The organism is Acinetobacter legionensis, from assembly GCF_057165765.1.
Genome location: NZ_CM169896.1, coordinates 2,987,343 through 3,004,124 on the forward strand (window position 1 = coordinate 2,987,343; position 16,782 = coordinate 3,004,124).

Annotated in this window: 16 protein-coding genes; 10 read left to right on the forward strand and 6 right to left on the reverse strand. The window is 39.3% G+C overall.

Features of this window, described 5'->3' with window-relative positions:
• Window positions 1-75 precede the first annotated feature (75 nt).
• From rodA to AC2G3J_RS13690, 7 genes are all read left to right on the forward strand, one after another.
• Window positions 76-1,218, forward strand: a complete 1,143-nt coding sequence (gene rodA, locus AC2G3J_RS13660) for a rod shape-determining protein RodA (RefSeq protein ID WP_483770129.1) — start codon at window positions 76-78, stop codon at window positions 1,216-1,218.
• A gap of 33 nt (window positions 1,219-1,251) precedes the next feature.
• Window positions 1,252-2,253 (forward strand): lytic murein transglycosylase B, encoded by a 1,002-nt coding sequence (mltB, locus tag AC2G3J_RS13665; protein ID WP_004820018.1) that lies wholly within the window; start codon window positions 1,252-1,254, stop codon window positions 2,251-2,253.
• Window positions 2,254-2,538: 285 nt separating this feature from the next.
• Window positions 2,539-3,150: a septal ring lytic transglycosylase RlpA family protein gene (locus AC2G3J_RS13670; RefSeq protein WP_004722011.1), complete on the forward strand. Its 612-nt coding sequence runs from the start codon at window positions 2,539-2,541 to the stop codon at window positions 3,148-3,150.
• Window positions 3,151-3,369: 219 nt separating this feature from the next.
• Entirely contained in the window at window positions 3,370-4,533 is a 1,164-nt protein-coding gene (locus AC2G3J_RS13675) for an MFS transporter (protein WP_336953894.1), read from the forward strand.
• Between the two features lie 187 nt (window positions 4,534-4,720).
• Window positions 4,721-6,508 carry an amidohydrolase gene (locus AC2G3J_RS13680; RefSeq protein ID WP_483770130.1) on the forward strand — a complete coding sequence of 596 codons (1,788 nt, stop codon included), beginning with the start codon at window positions 4,721-4,723 and terminating at the stop codon, window positions 6,506-6,508.
• Between the two features lie 29 nt (window positions 6,509-6,537).
• Window positions 6,538-7,308, forward strand: coding sequence for a DUF4850 domain-containing protein (locus tag AC2G3J_RS13685; protein WP_483770131.1), 771 nt, complete (start codon window positions 6,538-6,540; stop codon window positions 7,306-7,308).
• Between the two features lie 440 nt (window positions 7,309-7,748).
• The gene (locus AC2G3J_RS13690) at window positions 7,749-8,195 is read left to right on the forward strand and encodes an Mpo1 family 2-hydroxy fatty acid dioxygenase (protein ID WP_419328155.1); all 447 of its coding nucleotides are present in this window, start codon (window positions 7,749-7,751) and stop codon (window positions 8,193-8,195) included.
• 50 nt (window positions 8,196-8,245) lie between these two features.
• On the opposite strand, the gene AC2G3J_RS13695 is transcribed toward AC2G3J_RS13690, so the two are convergent.
• From AC2G3J_RS13695 to rpsB, 6 genes are all read right to left on the reverse strand, one after another.
• Window positions 8,246-8,560: a branched-chain amino acid transport AzlD family protein gene (locus tag AC2G3J_RS13695; protein WP_004820009.1), complete on the reverse strand. Its 315-nt coding sequence runs from the start codon at window positions 8,558-8,560 to the stop codon at window positions 8,246-8,248.
• Window positions 8,557-9,303, reverse strand: coding sequence for an AzlC family ABC transporter permease (locus tag AC2G3J_RS13700; RefSeq protein ID WP_336953898.1), 747 nt, complete (start codon window positions 9,301-9,303; stop codon window positions 8,557-8,559). Before AC2G3J_RS13700 ends, AC2G3J_RS13695 begins: the two co-directional genes overlap by 4 nt.
• Before the next feature lie 122 nt (window positions 9,304-9,425).
• Window positions 9,426-10,247: an AraC family transcriptional regulator gene (locus AC2G3J_RS13705; RefSeq protein ID WP_004722023.1), complete on the reverse strand. Its 822-nt coding sequence runs from the start codon at window positions 10,245-10,247 to the stop codon at window positions 9,426-9,428.
• 136 nt (window positions 10,248-10,383) lie between these two features.
• Window positions 10,384-10,944 carry a DUF3465 domain-containing protein gene (locus tag AC2G3J_RS13710; RefSeq protein WP_419328157.1) on the reverse strand — a complete coding sequence of 187 codons (561 nt, stop codon included), beginning with the start codon at window positions 10,942-10,944 and terminating at the stop codon, window positions 10,384-10,386.
• A gap of 157 nt (window positions 10,945-11,101) precedes the next feature.
• Window positions 11,102-11,977, reverse strand: a complete 876-nt coding sequence (gene tsf / locus AC2G3J_RS13715) for a translation elongation factor Ts (protein ID WP_004722025.1) — start codon at window positions 11,975-11,977, stop codon at window positions 11,102-11,104.
• Between the two features lie 139 nt (window positions 11,978-12,116).
• Window positions 12,117-12,869: a 30S ribosomal protein S2 gene (gene rpsB / locus AC2G3J_RS13720; protein ID WP_004722027.1), complete on the reverse strand. Its 753-nt coding sequence runs from the start codon at window positions 12,867-12,869 to the stop codon at window positions 12,117-12,119.
• A 219-nt stretch (window positions 12,870-13,088) separates the two neighbouring features.
• On the opposite strand from rpsB, the gene map reads away from it, so the two are divergent.
• The 3 genes from map (at window position 13,089) to AC2G3J_RS13735 (ending at window position 16,651) form a co-directional block, all read left to right on the forward strand.
• A complete protein-coding gene (map, locus tag AC2G3J_RS13725) occupies window positions 13,089-13,916 on the forward strand; it encodes a type I methionyl aminopeptidase (RefSeq protein ID WP_336953900.1) in 828 nt (275 codons plus the stop codon).
• A gap of 329 nt (window positions 13,917-14,245) precedes the next feature.
• Entirely contained in the window at window positions 14,246-15,295 is a 1,050-nt protein-coding gene (locus tag AC2G3J_RS13730; protein ID WP_336953901.1) for an OmpW family outer membrane protein, read from the forward strand.
• Window positions 15,296-15,424: 129 nt separating this feature from the next.
• A complete protein-coding gene (locus tag AC2G3J_RS13735; protein ID WP_419328158.1) occupies window positions 15,425-16,651 on the forward strand; it encodes an MFS transporter in 1,227 nt (408 codons plus the stop codon).
• The last annotated feature ends 131 nt before the right edge of the window (window positions 16,652-16,782 follow it).

Sequence of the window (16,782 nt, forward strand, 5' to 3'; positions counted from 1 at the left end):
AGTATTGATATTCATTGCCTTCAAGGGGGATTGTGATAGCATTCGCAAAACACATTTCCCGCACAAAATAGACCAATGGCACCAAGCTCTCAATATAAATTTTTACGTCAATCTCCTCGTGATGGTCTGAGTACTGCCATGATCCCCTCACGCTGGCAAAAACTCCATATTGACCCTTGGTTGAGCTTATTTCTAATTTTAAACGCGATGCTTGGTTTAACCGTCCTTTATAGTGCTTCTGCACAAGATATGGGGCTGGTTTACAAACAAGCCATGAGCTTTGGTATCGGTTTTCTCGTCATGTGTGGTTTAGCCCAAATTCCCCCTAAAGTTTATCAAGCATTTGCACCCTACTTTTATCTGTTTGGACTGCTCTGCTTAGTTGCGGTCAAAGTATTTGGTGAGGTTCGCATGGGTGCTCAACGCTGGATTGGGATTCCAGGTTTTGGCAGCGTTCAACCCAGTGAGTTTTTAAAAATTGGTATGCCATTGATGATTGCATGGTTTTTATCTCGCAATCCTCTACCGCCTAGTTTTAAAAATGTGTTTTTATCACTGATTATGATTGGTATTCCTTTTATACTAATTGCAGAACAACCCGATTTAGGGACGTCACTACTCATCTTAGCCAGTGGAATTTTTGTATTATTTCTGAGTGGTCTTTCTTGGAAAATGATTGTAGGCGCAGTGAGTGCTATTGCTGTGATTATTCCAATAGCTTGGGAGTTTCTACTCCATGATTATCAAAGACAACGGGTTTTAACTTTATTTAATCCGGAAGCTGATGCCTTAGGCACAGGTTGGAATATTATACAGTCTAAAACAGCGATAGGTTCGGGTGGCTTTATAGGCAAAGGCTATTTAGAAGGTACTCAGTCACACTTACACTTTTTACCTGAAGGTCATACTGACTTTATTATTGCAGCATTTTCCGAAGAATTCGGTCTGATTGGTATCCTACTTCTGATCATCATTTACTTTTGTATTATCTTTAGAACCTTTCAAATGAGTCTACAATGCTTCCATAATTTTGGCCGTCTTGTCGCAGGTACTTTTGCTTTGTCATTTTTTGTTTATGTATTTGTAAATGCAGGCATGGTCAGTGGTATTTTACCTGTAGTCGGTGTGCCATTACCTTTTATGAGTTATGGTGGTACTGCAATTATTACTTTAATGGCCACTTTTGGCATTGTGATGTCTATACATACACATCGTTAATTTTTTATCATAAATAATTAGGAAATATAACCTATGTTTACTTTTGGGCTTTTACAGAAGGTTAAAAACATCACTTTTTGTGCAGCTGCATTTTCACTGACCAGTTTCTGCCAAGCCAATGATTTTGCTAGCAACCCTGAATACAATAATTTTAAAGCCAAAACCATGCAAACCTATGGTTTAAGTAGCGAACAAATTGATTGGGCTATGAATGGCTCACGCAATTTACCCAATATCATCAGCATTATGGAACGACCAGGTGAAAGTAAACCTTGGTATCAGTATAAGACTAATTTTTTAGCTGAAGGCACCATCCAACGTGGTGTGCGTTTTAAGCAACAATATGCAGATACGCTAAATCGCGCAGAACAGCAGTTTGGGGTGCCTCAAGCAATCATCCTAGGCATTCTAGGGGTCGAAACAGGTTATGGCTCAAATAAGGGCTCCTTTATCACCCGTGATGCACTTGCAACCCTCGGTTTTGGTTATCCTCGCCGTGCGCAATATTTCCAAGATGAGTTGGGTGCTTTAATTGCATGGTCATATAAAGATGGCGTTCCAACCAATTCGATTGTTGGCTCTTATGCAGGTGCAGTAGGTTATCCGCAATTTATGCCAAGTAATGTGTCTAAATTTGGCGTGGATTACGATGGAAATGGTCATGTTGACTTACGTAACTCTGCGGTCGATGCGATTGGTTCAATTGCCAACTATCTGGCTCAACATGGCTGGCAGCGTGATCGCCCTATTGCGTTTTTAGCGCGTTATACAGGGAACAATCCTGAAGCAGTTATTGCAAAAGATTTAACTCAGCCTGTTCCCTATGGATCACTTAAAAATTTAGGGATTTCTCCATTAAATCCAATCGTCAAAATTGATGACTTAGATTTGGTTAATGTGATTCAATTACAGGACAGCAATGGCCCTATTTATTATATTACTTATCCTAATTTTCAAGTGATTACGACATATAATAGAAGCCGTATGTATGCCACTGCTTTATGGCTTTTAGGCACCGAAATTGTAAGTCGTTAAGACTTGCAATTTCCTAAACAATAAATAAGTCAATATTTTTTTATGTTAATTTGATCACATTTAATACTTTTTGCACATCTTGTTACAATATTGTTTATTTTTTAATCAAAACCTGTAAGAATTTGTCCTTTTTGTAACTGTTTCTTAAATAATGCTAGACACATTTATTCCAGCTTGAATATTATCCTTTCCGTTAAATGCAGTTGCACAAGTGAATTTACAGACCTCTATGGTTAATTTTCAGCGACTTAGAAAGTTAAAATTGAGGTTCCAAGGAGTTAAACGATGCATGCTTCACTAAAATATATGATGGCCCTGACCATGGGTCTGAGTATGACGCAGGTCAACTCAGAAATGGTTCAGTCATCATACTTAAACAATGATTCGGATAGTTCGAGTCTAGCTTCTCGTGTGATTAGCAAAGATTCAACAAATTTCAACTCTCATTTTTCAAACCTAAACAGTTTGTCAATTACTGAACGTTCTGGCGATCAAGTCCGTCGTCAAACTATTGCAGCAAAGATTCAAGTTCCTGAAGATGAGCCTTCAGTAATTGATAAACTTAATGAAGTTGCTTCAAACACAGTTCGCAAATTTAGCCAAACTGGTGTTGCATCTTGGTACGGTCGTCAGTTCCACGGCCGTAAAACCGCAAGCGGTGACACATTCGATATGAATGATTTGACTGCTGCACACCGTAGCTTGCCATTAAACTGCTTTATTCGTGTAACCAATAAAGACAATGGTAAAAGCGTAGTGGTTAAAGTCAACGATCGTGGTCCTTTCCATGGTAACCGTGTACTTGACCTCTCTTACGGCGCTGCTAAGCGTTTAGGTATTACAAATTCAGGAACAGCACGCGTTAATATTGAACGCGTAGATGGTCCAAACTCGTAAATCACTGCATGCATTTAACAAAAGCCACTTTCCAGTGGCTTTTTTATTGCAAAAAATAAAAATACAGATGTCCGAATTGCCCCCTTAACTTTCCAGTTATGCCCCTTTTCTTTAAATGCATTCCAGATAAAATAAAATGCGAGTCGATACAGGATGTATCACTAAACAGCAAAACGAAAACCGAAGTTTAAATTCTAAAAGTAAAAAAGTGAGCCATGCATGGACGTGAACAGCAAAACGCCAAACTTCGCGCATACATCCCTCAGCAAAACCCAAAAAGTAATCGCACTTGGTTTTGCCACGCAAGGCTTGGGTTATGCCAGCGTCATGACCGCGCTTCCTACAATCAAAAACCGATTCAGACTTTCAGATGATCAACTGTCGATTATTATCCTTAGCGTCTGTATTGCAGCAGCGTTGGGTTCTATTTTGGCAGATCGACTCGCTGTGAAACTAGGTTCAAGGCTGGCTATTGTTATCGGCTTGCTATTTGAAGGCATCGGTATTGCAATTGCAGCATTTAGTCCTAGTGTCATGATCATGGTCGCTAGTTTTTTACTTTATGGGCTTGGACTCGGATGTTTAGATGCGGCATTGAATATGCAAGCTGTCATGATGGAGCAAAAACTTGGAAAAAGCGCCTTGGGAGGTTTCTTTGCCTGTTATACCGCTGCTGCTTTCCTTGGCGCGTTAATCATGTCTGCGACAGTTTCAACTACACTTGGGGCAACAGCAGCATTGTGCATTGCTGTCGTGATGTGTTTGATTACATCGCAAGTGTCAAAACGTTGGTTATTTCAACAAAAAGAAAATGCTGCCCTACATCCTCAACAACGTTCGCCAATTCCGCATAAACAATTGCTTATTTTTGGTGTGATCATTCTCATCGCCTTTACTGTTGATTCAGCAATCAGCACGTGGAGTTCAATTTATCTTAAAGATATTTTAGCAAGCTCAGCCACAGTCGCCCCATTGGGTTATGCTGCTTACCAAATGGGTATTTTACTCACACGTTTAAGTCTGGATTATCTTTTAAAATTTAAAAGCGCTGCATGGGTTGCCTTCATCACAACGCTGATTGGTGCAACGGGCTGTGCAATCGCTGGCTTAGGGCATTCATTGGCGATTGTCATTGCTGGTTTTGCACTGGCTGGTGTTGCTGTAGGCGCATTAGTCCCGCTGACATTTTCAGCAGCAGGTCGTATAGATGAAAATCGACGCGATGAAATTATCGCACGGGTGAATATTTTTAATTATGGTGGGGCTGTAGCAGGAGCAGTAATTGTTGGCTTACTTGCTACTCCTATCGGTTATGGCCCCTCATTTATTGGTTTAGCACTGGCGCTGTTGTGTGTGATTTATTTTAGAAAAAGATTTATTTAGGCTGTATATAAATAAAAAATCGTTTAGGATGAATCAAGATCATTGCTAAAATTTAAAAACAGTCATTATTTTTATACACATATCAAATCTATACGCAGATCACAATCTTTGCTAGTTTGAATAAAATAAACAATTCAATTCATCTGTTTTCAGCAATATTTAATAAAACAAAATTGGGGGATTATTCATGTTACAAATCAGCATTCCATCAAAACTTGTCCATGCAATTGCACCCATCATCTGCGTAATTGGCCTTGGCTCGCTTAGCGCATGTACCACAATATCTCCAACAAACACGAATACACCCGCGGATCTTGCAACATTGACGCAAACAAACACGCTATTTTACGGTGGCTCAATTTTAACCATGCAAGGCATGTCACCCCATTATGTCGAAGCGCTCCTGGTCAAGGATGGAAGAATTGTCTTTGCAGGTGATTTAAAACAAGCGCAAAAGTTAAAACCAAAAAATACCCAAGAGGTTAACTTAAACAGTCATACCCTGCTGCCTGGTTTTATTGATGCACATAGCCATTTAAATAGTGTCGGTCTACAGCAAACTGTGGCAAATCTCTACCCTACGCCAGATGGTAACGTTTCAGATATTGCATCATTGATTCATGAACTTTCATTATGGCAACAAAACAATCCTGACTTTATCAAAGCAACCTCAGGCTGGATTATTGGAAATGGTTATGATGACGCCCAAATTAAAGAAAAACGACATCCTACAGCAGATGATTTAGACTTGGTTTCCACCAATCACCCGATTATTGTTTTACATCAGTCAGGACACTTAGCCTCTGTCAATCACAAAGCTCTTGAACTTTTAAACATCAATAAAAATACCCCAAATCCAATTGGCGGGATTATTCGTCGTAAAGCAAATTCTCAAGAACCCAATGGTGTACTTGAAGAAGCTGCTGTTTTTTCAGCAATGGCAACTGCATTTAGTAAAGTTCCACCTGAAATCATGCAAAATATGGCAAAAACAGCACTGAATACCTATATCAAAAATGGCTATACCACTGTACAAGAAGGTCGGGCAGATCATGGTACATCTGAATTATGGCGAAGTTTTGCGGCCATCAATCAATTGAATATTGATGTCGTGGTTTATCCAGATATCATCAATGAAAAAGATTACATGCTGAAAAATGGCAGTAGTCTCAATTATCAAAATCATTTTAGAATTGGTGGGGTTAAAATCAGCCTAGATGGCTCCCCACAAGGCAAAACCGCATGGCTAACGCAGCCTTACTTCATCCCACCAGAAGGAAAAACTAAAGACTATCGTGGTTATCCAGCCTACCCAGATACAAAAATGGTTCAAGATGCAATTAATCTGGCTTATAAGAACCATTGGCAAATTCTTGCACATGCCAATGGTGATGCTGCAATTGACCAATATCTCGCAACTATTGAGACAGCCAATGCACAATATGGCCAAGCAGATCGCCGCAATGTGATTATTCATGCGCAAACCATGCGTGAGGATCAATTAGATCAAGCCAAGAAATTAGGGCTTATTCCTTCGTTCTTCTCATTACATACTTACTACTGGGGCGATTGGCATAAACATGAAACGCTCGGCGCAGAACGTGCCAACCGAATTTCCCCTACAGGTTCTGCATTAAGAAAAAATATGATTTTTACTGAGCACCATGATGCTCCAGTCATCCCTCCTAAAAATATGATGGTGATTGATGCAACCGTCAATCGTACCACCCGTTCTGGAGATGTATTAGGTGAGAATCAAAAAGTCAGTCCTTATATTGCATTAAAATCAGTCACAGATTGGGCCGCATACCAATACTTTGAAGAAAAAGACAAAGGTACCTTAGAAAAAGGCAAATTAGCGGATCTTGTGGTGATAGATCAAGACCCATTAAAAGTGCCCACTCAAAAGATTAAAGACATCAAAATATTGGCAACCTATAAAGAAGGTCAATTGATTTATCAAAGTCCCCAATAAGGATCAGTAAGGGATAGTCGAGATAGGACATGCTCAATTCGAAATTTTTAATCATACTATTGGGCCTAAGTGGTTTTGCTTATGGAGATATCGCTATTTTCAAAGCCACTTTTCCTGATCTAAAAACCAACCAAGCACCTCAGCCACAACACCAACTTGAACAACTTCCCGCAGCTACTCTCAGCAATAATGTAACAGTGGATACCTATATTGCAGCAATTTCCAATCCTTTTAACGATACAGGATTCTACAAAGATGATTCCATCTGTAAGATCAACAATACCCAACAAGTGAAATGTCAGTTCAGTTATACATTATCTGCGACTCAAGCAAAAAACTTTAAAATCATCTTGCTGCCGGGTATTGGTCCTGTACTTGTCCCCCTTTCATGGCGAGTGATCAGCACGGATATGGGACCTTCTGGCATTGCGTATGCTGTGCTGGCAAGCCGTAAAAAAGATGAAGCCATCACCATTTATAATTCATCCGCGTGTGCTGGCTGTGCCATGCATAGCGCAAGCTTGTATTTCCCCAATATCAAAAAGCTCAGTTTAGACAATGAATTTGGTGCCATTGAAGATAAAAATCACCTGTTAAACATCGTCAAAGCCAATAAAAATAAAGTATATTTTAGCTATCAAATTCCTAACTATCCCAATAAAACACATGGGATCGCCTATTATGCCGACGAAAGCGATGGCAACGATGTCACCAATTTTCAGGAAATCAAAGTCACACTTAAACCAGAACACCAAACATGGGCACGTGATATTTTAAATTTCTATCAGGCAACACATTGAAATCCCCTGACCAGCACTTATTTTTAATTAACCTGATTTCGATATAAAATTTTTGATGAAATATGATACGTGGAAACGTCATCCGCAACTGTCTGAGGCAGGACTTCATTCAAAAAAGTGTTATTTCTGCGATTCATTGAATGCGTTACTGGTGGTCGACGAGTTTTGCGGTGAGCAGCGATGTAGCTGCGCAAGATGGTTACCCTTGCGGAGCTTCGCTCCTCATCCCGAAAGAAAAGTAGGGCGAGCCGCAGGCTGATCCTGAAATTGAATGTAAGCTCAGCAAGACTCCGTCGAGATCATTGCTTTTCAATAAGTTAAAGATATAGTTAAGTCATACTCATGTTAATTAAAGCCGCTATTTTGACCAAAACATTATTCTGATTTATATTGTTTTCAGCAAAAAATAAATATAGCCAACCACATGCATGGAGCGCCAAATGAAAACAATCACCGAATGGTTCGATGAATATAGCGAAAGTCATCAAAACAAAACCAATAAAGCCATCCATTGGGCTTGTGTTCCCGCGATTTTATTTGCCATCATTGGGATTCTTGCACATTTTAGTGCTTTGCTTACGGCACTACTTCTAGTTCTAACCCTCGTTTTCTATGCCCGTTTAGATATTGTTCTTGCTGTAGCAATGACCGCATTAATTGCAGTCATGGCATGGATCATTTACTTACTCCCAGTCGGTGTTGGTTTCTATATTGGGGTATTTATTCTGGCTTGGATTGGTCAATTTTATGGTCACAAAGTCGAAGGTAAAAAGCCTTCTTTCTTTAAAGACCTTCAATTCCTCCTCATTGGCCCCGTATGGTGCGTGGATGCCTATCTTGGTAAAGTACTACCCAAATGGAAAACACGCCAGAAACTGGCTTTTTAGCGCAAATAAACCAGAGGGAAAATTCAATTCGGCTTTTCCCTCCATTTTCTTCAATTTAACAGATAAAATAACCCGTAAAAGCACAATAAACTTAAAGCTAAATTGACTAGAATTTTCTTAGAAATAAGTGCTAAAACAACACAGATCATTGCTGTTAAAAAATAGGCATCCAAAGGCAATGCACGCAATTGATCTCCATTAAAAAATACAATTGGGGCACAAATAGCGGTCAGCAAACATGGCGCTGAATACTGCAACATATTTCCAATCACACGAGGTAATTTCAGGGCGATTTTAGGTTCTAAAAAAAAGTAACGGTTAATCAATACAATGCCTGCCAAAGTTAACAATAAAGTCCATGTCATTTTGGTGCTCCTATGTTTGTTACTCCGACGATTTTTGCCGTACACATCGCACTAAACATTCCCAAAATCCCAGATAGCACAATGCCCGCTTCAAATTGAAAATATTTAAAAATACAGGCAGATACTAAGGTAAATATGACGCCCACTAAAGTTGCGCTACTTTTCACCATAGGCACAATAATCAAAATAAATACCGCAACAATTGAAAAATCTAAATGTAAGCTTTCTAAATTTGGAATTGATTTAGCCAGTACAATTCCCAATACACTAAATAGACACCAAGCCAAATAAAAACATAGCCCAGCACCAAACAGATAAGCAAAGTTGCGTTGTTTATCTTTGCCAATACCGACAGCAAACAGTTCATCTGTCAGCAAGAAGCCAATTAATATGCGTTGCTTAAACGGAAAACGACTGACATCTTGACGAAAATTAAGCGCATAAATTAAATGCTGACTGGTTAAGAAAAATACCGTAATCATAATCGTCAAGGCAGATGCATGTGACATGACTAAACCTAAACTTACCAACTGTGCTGCACCTGCAAATACAACAGCGGACATTGAGAACGCTTGTGCAAAGCTTAATCCAGCATTGATTGCCATTGATCCAGCCAGAATACCCCAAGGCAGTACGGCAATAGATAAAGGTAAAATATCGACCACACCTTGGAAAAAAGCCTTTTTATTTTGCATAGACTTCGGCTCAATGTCGGCAGTATAAGATTCAAATTGATCACTCATTTGCAAAATCCAAATCTAAGAATTTAAGCAGTATCTTATAAATGATCAGTGATCGCTTGGATGAAATTGCTATTTGGTGAGGGACTGTAGAACGTTTAAATGACTATTCCCAAATACATTTATTAAATATTTAATGTGCTTAAATATTGAGAAGGTGTAACCCCGACTGCTTTTTTAAAATGACGATTAAAATGACTTTGATCTGAAAAACCACTATTTTGAGCAGTCATTGCGATACTCTGCCCTTGTTTTAATAATTGGCGCGCTTTCTGTAAACGGACTTGAACCAACCAGCTATGCGGTGGTAAGCCCGTATATTTTTTAAATTCACGTAAAAAATGCCAAGGGCTTAATCCTACATATGTCGCCAAATCAGTGAGCGAATAATCATGCTCAGGAAAACTGCTTAATAAATCTTTGACTATTTCAACTTTCCGTTGTGCTTCTGGTAATTCAGCAGGTGTTAATTTGGCACGACCATAACGACTGATTAAGCGGGCTAAAGTGGATAAATACATACTCTCTTTCAGTAAAGTATTTTCTTTTTGTTCTAATAAATCAAAAAGTAAACAGAGTTGCTGTGCCAATCCAACATCTTGCACAACTGCTTGTGGGAACCACGGTACGCTATTTTTAACACTAAAAAAATCTTGCCCTGCATCTAACAACATTTCTGGCGTTGGATAAATTGCACGATATTTCCAGCCTGACTCGACAGCAGATGAACCTGTATGAATTTCATCAGCATTGACTAAAATAATGTCGCCCTTCGGTGCTGTATGTAACTGCCCAGTCCGATAAAAACTCTGTGCACCATCTTCAATCACACCAATACAATAACCTTCATGCACATGCTTTGAAAATTGCTTATGGTGATACTGTGCTTTTAACAACTCTAATCCACCCAATTCTTTTAGGTGAAAATAGCTTGCCCACTCCTGCATTTTTTCAATTCAGACTTTAGATAATAATTTAAAAATAGCATGTTTATAAAAAGCGTATAGAACAAAATTGCTATCTATACGATTAGACATGGAAAATACAAAGATCTTTTGTGCACATAAGAGAATAACCAATAGATTACTGATAGGTTTTTCCATTATGTTTTAGCCAACCATCTTGATGACGACGCTTTGGATCATGGTGTGTCCAATGCATTACACCACCTTGATTACTATATTCATATTCGCCAAAAAATTCGACAGTATCACCTTTGCGTAAATTATCGATACGGGGTGCTAAATCAATATTATGCGCAACCAGTACAGTTAAGCCATTATCCAGTGCAAGAATAAATTTTTGATGACGTGAACCTTCATTATCATCACGCAACACGGCTTTTACTCGACCAATCGATTGTACTTGAACATTACTGAGTTTTGCATCGTAGGCTTTTCGAATAACCTCAAGACCATTTTGATTTTGACTATTGGCAGACGGCTTATCTTTAAATTGGTTATCTTTACTTTGCTCATTCACATGCTGTGTATTGTCTTGTGAATGATTGTTTTGCTGATCGATCGATTCAACTTTAGAGGATTCAGTTGCTTGATTTTTTTGTTGATTAAGATCAACGCCTAGATAAGCTGCGACGATCACTGCGATTACAGCACCAATACCAAGTTGAGTTTTATTTGCCATAAAGTTTGAGTCTAATCAATGTTCATTGTGGAATTATAAAAGAATAATCTTTTAGATATGTATGAATTAATTCTTCTGAATCTACTTCAATTAAATTACAGACAAAAAAAACCCCTCTAAGGAGGGGTTTTCAATAATTATACTCAGTGAGTAAAAATTATTTAGCAGCCGCTTGAGCAGCAGCAACTTCTTCTGCAAAGCTCATTTCAGCTTTCTTCTCAATACCTTCACCTACTTCGAAGCGAACGAATTGAGCTACAGTTGTTGCAGTCGCTTTCAATACTTCAGCAACTTTTTTGTCGTTGTCGATTACGTATTGTTGACGCTCAAGAACAACTTCGTTCAAGTATTTTTCAACTGAACCAGTCACCATTTTTTCAACGATGTTCGCTGGCTTACCAGATTCAATCGCTTTAGCTTCAGCAATTTCTTTCTCTTTCGCGATAAGATCAGCAGAAACATCTTCAGCAGTTACAGCAACTGGGTTGAACGCAGCAACGTGCATTGCAATACCTTTACCAGTTTCAGCAGAACCTGTGTAAGAAACAACAACACCGATTTTTAAACCGTGTTTGTAAACTGCAAGGTTTTCACCTTCAACAATTGCAGCACGACGAACTTGGATGTTTTCACCGATTTTTTGAACAAGCGCAATACGAGCTTCTTCAACAGTTGAACCATCTTCAAGTTTCAATTCAGCAATTTGAGCAGCATCAGTTACACCAGCAGCAAGTGCAGCAGCAGCAACTTTCGCAGAGAAACCAGCAAAGTTTTCGTCTTTCGCAACGAAGTCAGTTTGACAGTTTACTTCTAAAAGAATTGCTTTATTACCTTCTTGAGCAATTGTGATCGCGCCATCAGCAGCAATGTTACCAGCTTTTTTAGCTGCTTTTGCTTGACCTGATTTACGAAGATTATCAATCGCTAATTCGATGTCACCGTCTGCTTCTGTTAATGCTTTTTTGCATTCCATCATTGCAAGACCAGTACGGTCACGTAATTCTTTTACCATGCTCGCAGTAACTGCAGTCATGTTGTTCTCCTAAATACGGTAGAATATGAATCTGTTCAACAAAAACGGCCCAAAGGTTCCTCTGGGCCGCTTTGCTTTCTCGACGCTCAATTTGTCATCATTTTAAATCACAAAAATGACAAGCTTGCGTCAAAACGCATTAAGCCTCAGGAGCTTCTTTCGCAGCTTCTTCGCCTTTAGCTTGAGCATTCGCTTGAGTTTGAGCGTATTCTTTACCAGCAAGAATTGCATCAGCCATTGCAGAAGCATAAAGTGTAACAGCACGGATCGCATCGTCATTACCAGGAATAACGAAATCTACGTTATCTGGGTTAGAGTTTGTATCAACGATACCGATTACTGGAATACCAAGGTTTTTAGCTTCTTTAATCGCGATTGCTTCGTGATCAACGTCGATGATGAACAATGCGTCAGGTAAACCACCCATGTTCTTAACACCGCCTAAAGAGCGTTCAAGTTTTTCCATTTCACGAGCGCGTTCTAATGCTTCACGTTTAGTCAGTTTAGCAAAAGTACCATCTTGTGATTGAGTTTGAAGATCTTTCAAACGGTTGATTGACTGACGAAGAGTTTTCCAGTTAGTCAACATACCACCCAACCAACGGTGATCAACATAAGGCTGACCAGCGCGTTGAGCTTGTTCACGAATGATGTTAGAAGCAGCACGTTTTGTACCAACGAACAATACTTTGTTCTTTTTGCTTGCTAGATTGTTAACAAAATTCAAAGCATCATTTAACGCAGGAACAGTATGTTCAAGGTTGATGATGTGAATACGGTTACGCGCACCAAAAATGTATTGACGCATTTTTGGGTTCCAGAAGCGAGTTTGGTGACCAAAGTGCGCGCCAGCTTGAAGAAGGTCGCGCATGCTTACGTTGTAATCTGCCATTTTCTTTACCTTAAAAGTTTGGGTTAGGCCTCCATATGTCCGCATTCTCCACCCTTTCAGGCACCCAGAGTAATGTGACGACATATGTGCGGATTTTTAAATTACCCTTATCAATATTTCCATAAACCATTCACAAAGAAAGTCACAGAAAGCATTTGATAAATTGGGCGGCTATTTATACCATAGTCACATACAAATTTCCAAAAGTTTTTAAAGATCATGAACAGTACTTACGAAGCGCCACGTCGATTAATCAAAACCGCAGATGAAATTGAAAAAATGCGTGTTGCAGGTCGATTGGCTGCAGAAGTTTTGGATATGATCAAACCGCATATCAAACCAGGTGTCAGTACACTTGAATTGGATACGATTTGTCATGACTATATTGTCAACAAACAAGACGCTATACCTGCATGTTTAGGTTATGGCGCTGCGCCTGGTCGCCCTGCATTCCAACATGTGATTTGTACCTCTGTAAATCATGTGGTATGTCACGGTATTCCATCTGCAAATAAAATTTTAAAGAAAGGCGATATTCTCAATATTGATGTCACTGTGATTAAGGATGGTTATCACGGTGATACCAATATGATGTATGTGGTTGGTGGTGAAACATCGATTATTGCTGAACGTTTGTGTAAAGTTGCTCAAGAAGCAATGTACCGTGGTATGGAAACCGTGAAACCGGGTTCAACCATTGGTGATATTGGTGCGGCGATTCAAAAATATGTTGAATCAGAACGCTTTAGTGTAGTGCGTGAATATTGTGGTCACGGTATTGGTACCGTATTCCATGATGAACCACAAGTCCTTCACTATGGTCAACCTAATTCAGGCATGGTTTTAGAAGAAGGTATGACCTTTACCATTGAGCCAATGGTAAATGCGGGTGTTTGGCAAACACGTTTAATGGGTGATAAATGGACGGTGGTGACCAAAGACCATAGTCTTTCAGCTCAATACGAACATACCCTGCTGGTGACCAAAGACGGTGTAGAAGTTTTAACCGCGCGCCCTGAAGAAGATCTATCTCGTTTTCAAAAATAATGAAAGTCATTGACTAAAATGACTTATACTGCTTAACAAAAGGTCATGTTCATATGACCTTTTGTTATAACTTGAATTTTTCCTTTTCTGCCAAGTCAATGTTTTATCATTGTTTTTAACCGAGATCGTGACTTATTTTTAGCATGTAATATCATGACAATATGATTACAGTTATATTACATATATAAACTTATGATAAATAAAACATTAAAAAAAGAACATTCACTTAAAAAAAGCCTTTGTAAAGACTACATTAATTAACAGCAAAAACTTCTAATAATAAAAACGCATAAAAATTAGTATCAATTACGGACATGGAGTCCAAACCTATGAAAAAACCATTACTTTGCATCATGACCTCATGCATGACTTTACCGATGATGGCGCATGCAGATTCACCTTATTTTAGTCTTAAAGATGGTGATGGGTTTAAACGCTTTTCTGTTTCAGCAGGTTGGCTACATGCAATGCCACAGGGTAACGCTAATCCGATCAAAGTGAATACTGCCGTTGCAGAAGGAACACAATCTAAAGTAGGTGATATTTCTAAAAAGGCAGTTTTAGACGCAGCAGTTAAAGAATCCAATCCTTTTCTTTATGGTGCAATCGGCCTTTTGGGTGACACAATTCCTGGCGCTTTAACGGGCACAGCCACAGTCAATGGTCTATCCAGTTGGACCTCTGAAGGCACTGGTCTAACAGCAAAAGATGTGGATACTTTTGGCCTGATGGGAAACTACTACTTCACTGATAATCTTTCATTAGAGTTTAAAGCAGGTGTTCCACCTAAAGTTGAGATTGAAGGCGAAGGTCAAATCTATGCACCATTGACCGGTAAAGATTCTACACCACTTGGCAGTATTGACTTAAAAAAAGATATTGCGATTACTGATTTAACAAAACATTCAAAAGCAGCATCTGCAACTGCATGGTTGCCAGCGGCAGAACTACATTATCAATTTGGTAAATCTGGTGTGAATAAACTTCGGCCTTATGTGGGTGTAGGTGTCATGTATGCACATTTTACTCACCTAAAAGTCGATAATGGCGTAAAAGACGATCTGATTGCAGCGGGTCACATGATCCAGAACGTATTAGATGGACAGGCTGGGGCAGCATTAGATGGCAAAAAATCATCTGCAAATCCTGTAGTTAAAGTAGAAGCAGATGATGCTTGGGCACCTATGGCCACACTGGGTGCAACCTATGATTTTAATGATCGCTGGTTTGGAGTAGGCTCTGTCACTTATGCACCAATGAGTAGTGATGCGACCATTACCATTTCAGACTCAAATACCAACAAACAACTTGTTACAGCCAAAACCAAAATTGATATTGATCCTCTGATTACTTATGTCGGTGTGGGTTATCGCTTCTAAAAATTAAATTTATTTTCGTTAACATATGCTGACTGATCACTGAAATTTATCGATTGATAAATTTTTATTCTATCGCGAAGTCCCATTGAATCATCTACAATTCTCGCATGATGATTCAATGGATAGCTTATGTCAGCACTATACGACGACACACGTTTCTCTAAACCACTCATTTATATGCTCATCGGTAGTGCTTTTATCTTGGCACTCTCTTTAGGTGTACGTCACGGTTTTGGGCTTTATCTTGTACCCATGAGCCATGAGTTTGGTTGGAGTCATCAGGTTTTTAGTTTAGCCATTGCCATACAAAATCTATTCTGGGGTGCAGTACAACCTTTTACTGGTGCGCTTGCAGACAGATATGGCAGTAAAAAGATTGTTGCAATAGGCGGGGTGCTCTACACCATTGGTCTATTGTTAATGTCTATCAGTTCAAATGTGCTGTTACTAGATATCAGTGTCGGCTTAATTATCGGCTTAGCCCTCTCTGCAACATCATTCTCGGTATTACTTTCAGCCGTAGGACGAGCAGCGCATCCAAGCAAGCGTAGTATGGCAATGGGTATAGCCAGTGCGGCAGGTTCATTTGGGCAATTCATTATGTTGCCCACCACTCTACTTCTCATTAAGAACTTTGGTTGGTCATCTGCGCTAGTCATTACAGCAATACTCATCGTGCTGATTGTCCCATTGGCATGGATGCTTAAAGCGCCTATGTATGTACCGCCAAATGCAATTAAACAAGCGATAAAACCCAATTTAAGCTTTAAACAGATTCTTAAAATTGCCTTTCAGCATAAACCTTTTTTATGGTTAGCCTTTGGTTTCTCGGTGTGTGGATTCCAAGTGGTTTTTTTAGGCATTCACCTACCCGGTTATTTGATTGATCATGGTTTTGATGCATCCACTGGAACGATCTTTCTTGCATTGGTTGGTCTATTTAATATTATCGGAACCTATACCGCAGGTTGGCTTGGTGGTAAGTATTCCAAACCGCATCTGCTTATGGGTTTATATGGTTTACGTGGCGTTGCGATTGTTGCGTTTCTGATGCTGCCATTGAGTATTTGGACTGTTTACGCCTTTGGTATCGTTATGGGGATCTTATGGCTCTCGACTGTACCCCTAACCAACGGTATTGTAGCCAATATGTTTGGTGTAAAATACTTAACCATGCTAAGCGGTCTAGTGTTTTTCACTCACCAAATTGGTTCATTTTTTGGTGGATGGCTAGGCGGTTTAAATCATGATATAACGGGTAACTACAACATCATTTGGGGATGCTCAATTGCCTTGTGTATAGTCGGTGTTATTGTGCATTTCTTTGTCAATGAAGAGGCTGTGGTTAATGACTAACTCATTCTCGTGGTTCAAGCTCAGTATCTGGTTGGTTATTGTTATTCTGTTCGGGCTGTCAAGTATGCTGTGGTTAAATACGCCTGAATTATTTGAATATTTTAATATGGCTTTTTGTGCGCATTAACCCA

Excerpts from the sequence above, each read along its gene's own strand:
- rodA (WP_483770129.1), top strand. The coding sequence starts at position 76 with ATGGCACCAAGCTCTCAATATAAATTTTTACGTCAATCTCCTCGTGAT.
- AC2G3J_RS13685 (WP_483770131.1), top strand. The coding sequence starts at position 6,538 with ATGCTCAATTCGAAATTTTTAATCATACTATTGGGCCTAAGTGGTTTT.
- AC2G3J_RS13690 (WP_419328155.1), top strand. The coding sequence starts at position 7,749 with ATGAAAACAATCACCGAATGGTTCGATGAATATAGCGAAAGTCATCAA.
- AC2G3J_RS13670 (WP_004722011.1), top strand. The coding sequence starts at position 2,539 with ATGCATGCTTCACTAAAATATATGATGGCCCTGACCATGGGTCTGAGT.
- map (WP_336953900.1), top strand. The coding sequence starts at position 13,089 with ATGAACAGTACTTACGAAGCGCCACGTCGATTAATCAAAACCGCAGAT.
- mltB (WP_004820018.1), top strand. The coding sequence starts at position 1,252 with ATGTTTACTTTTGGGCTTTTACAGAAGGTTAAAAACATCACTTTTTGT.
- rpsB (WP_004722027.1), bottom strand. The coding sequence starts at position 12,869 with ATGGCAGATTACAACGTAAGCATGCGCGACCTTCTTCAAGCTGGCGCG.
- AC2G3J_RS13710 (WP_419328157.1), bottom strand. The coding sequence starts at position 10,944 with ATGGCAAATAAAACTCAACTTGGTATTGGTGCTGTAATCGCAGTGATC.
- AC2G3J_RS13705 (WP_004722023.1), bottom strand. The coding sequence starts at position 10,247 with ATGCAGGAGTGGGCAAGCTATTTTCACCTAAAAGAATTGGGTGGATTA.
- AC2G3J_RS13730 (WP_336953901.1), top strand. The coding sequence starts at position 14,246 with ATGAAAAAACCATTACTTTGCATCATGACCTCATGCATGACTTTACCG.
- tsf (WP_004722025.1), bottom strand. The coding sequence starts at position 11,977 with ATGACTGCAGTTACTGCGAGCATGGTAAAAGAATTACGTGACCGTACT.
- AC2G3J_RS13680 (WP_483770130.1), top strand. The coding sequence starts at position 4,721 with ATGTTACAAATCAGCATTCCATCAAAACTTGTCCATGCAATTGCACCC.
- AC2G3J_RS13695 (WP_004820009.1), bottom strand. The coding sequence starts at position 8,560 with ATGACATGGACTTTATTGTTAACTTTGGCAGGCATTGTATTGATTAAC.
- AC2G3J_RS13675 (WP_336953894.1), top strand. The coding sequence starts at position 3,370 with ATGGACGTGAACAGCAAAACGCCAAACTTCGCGCATACATCCCTCAGC.
- AC2G3J_RS13700 (WP_336953898.1), bottom strand. The coding sequence starts at position 9,303 with ATGAGTGATCAATTTGAATCTTATACTGCCGACATTGAGCCGAAGTCT.
- AC2G3J_RS13735 (WP_419328158.1), top strand. The coding sequence starts at position 15,425 with ATGTCAGCACTATACGACGACACACGTTTCTCTAAACCACTCATTTAT.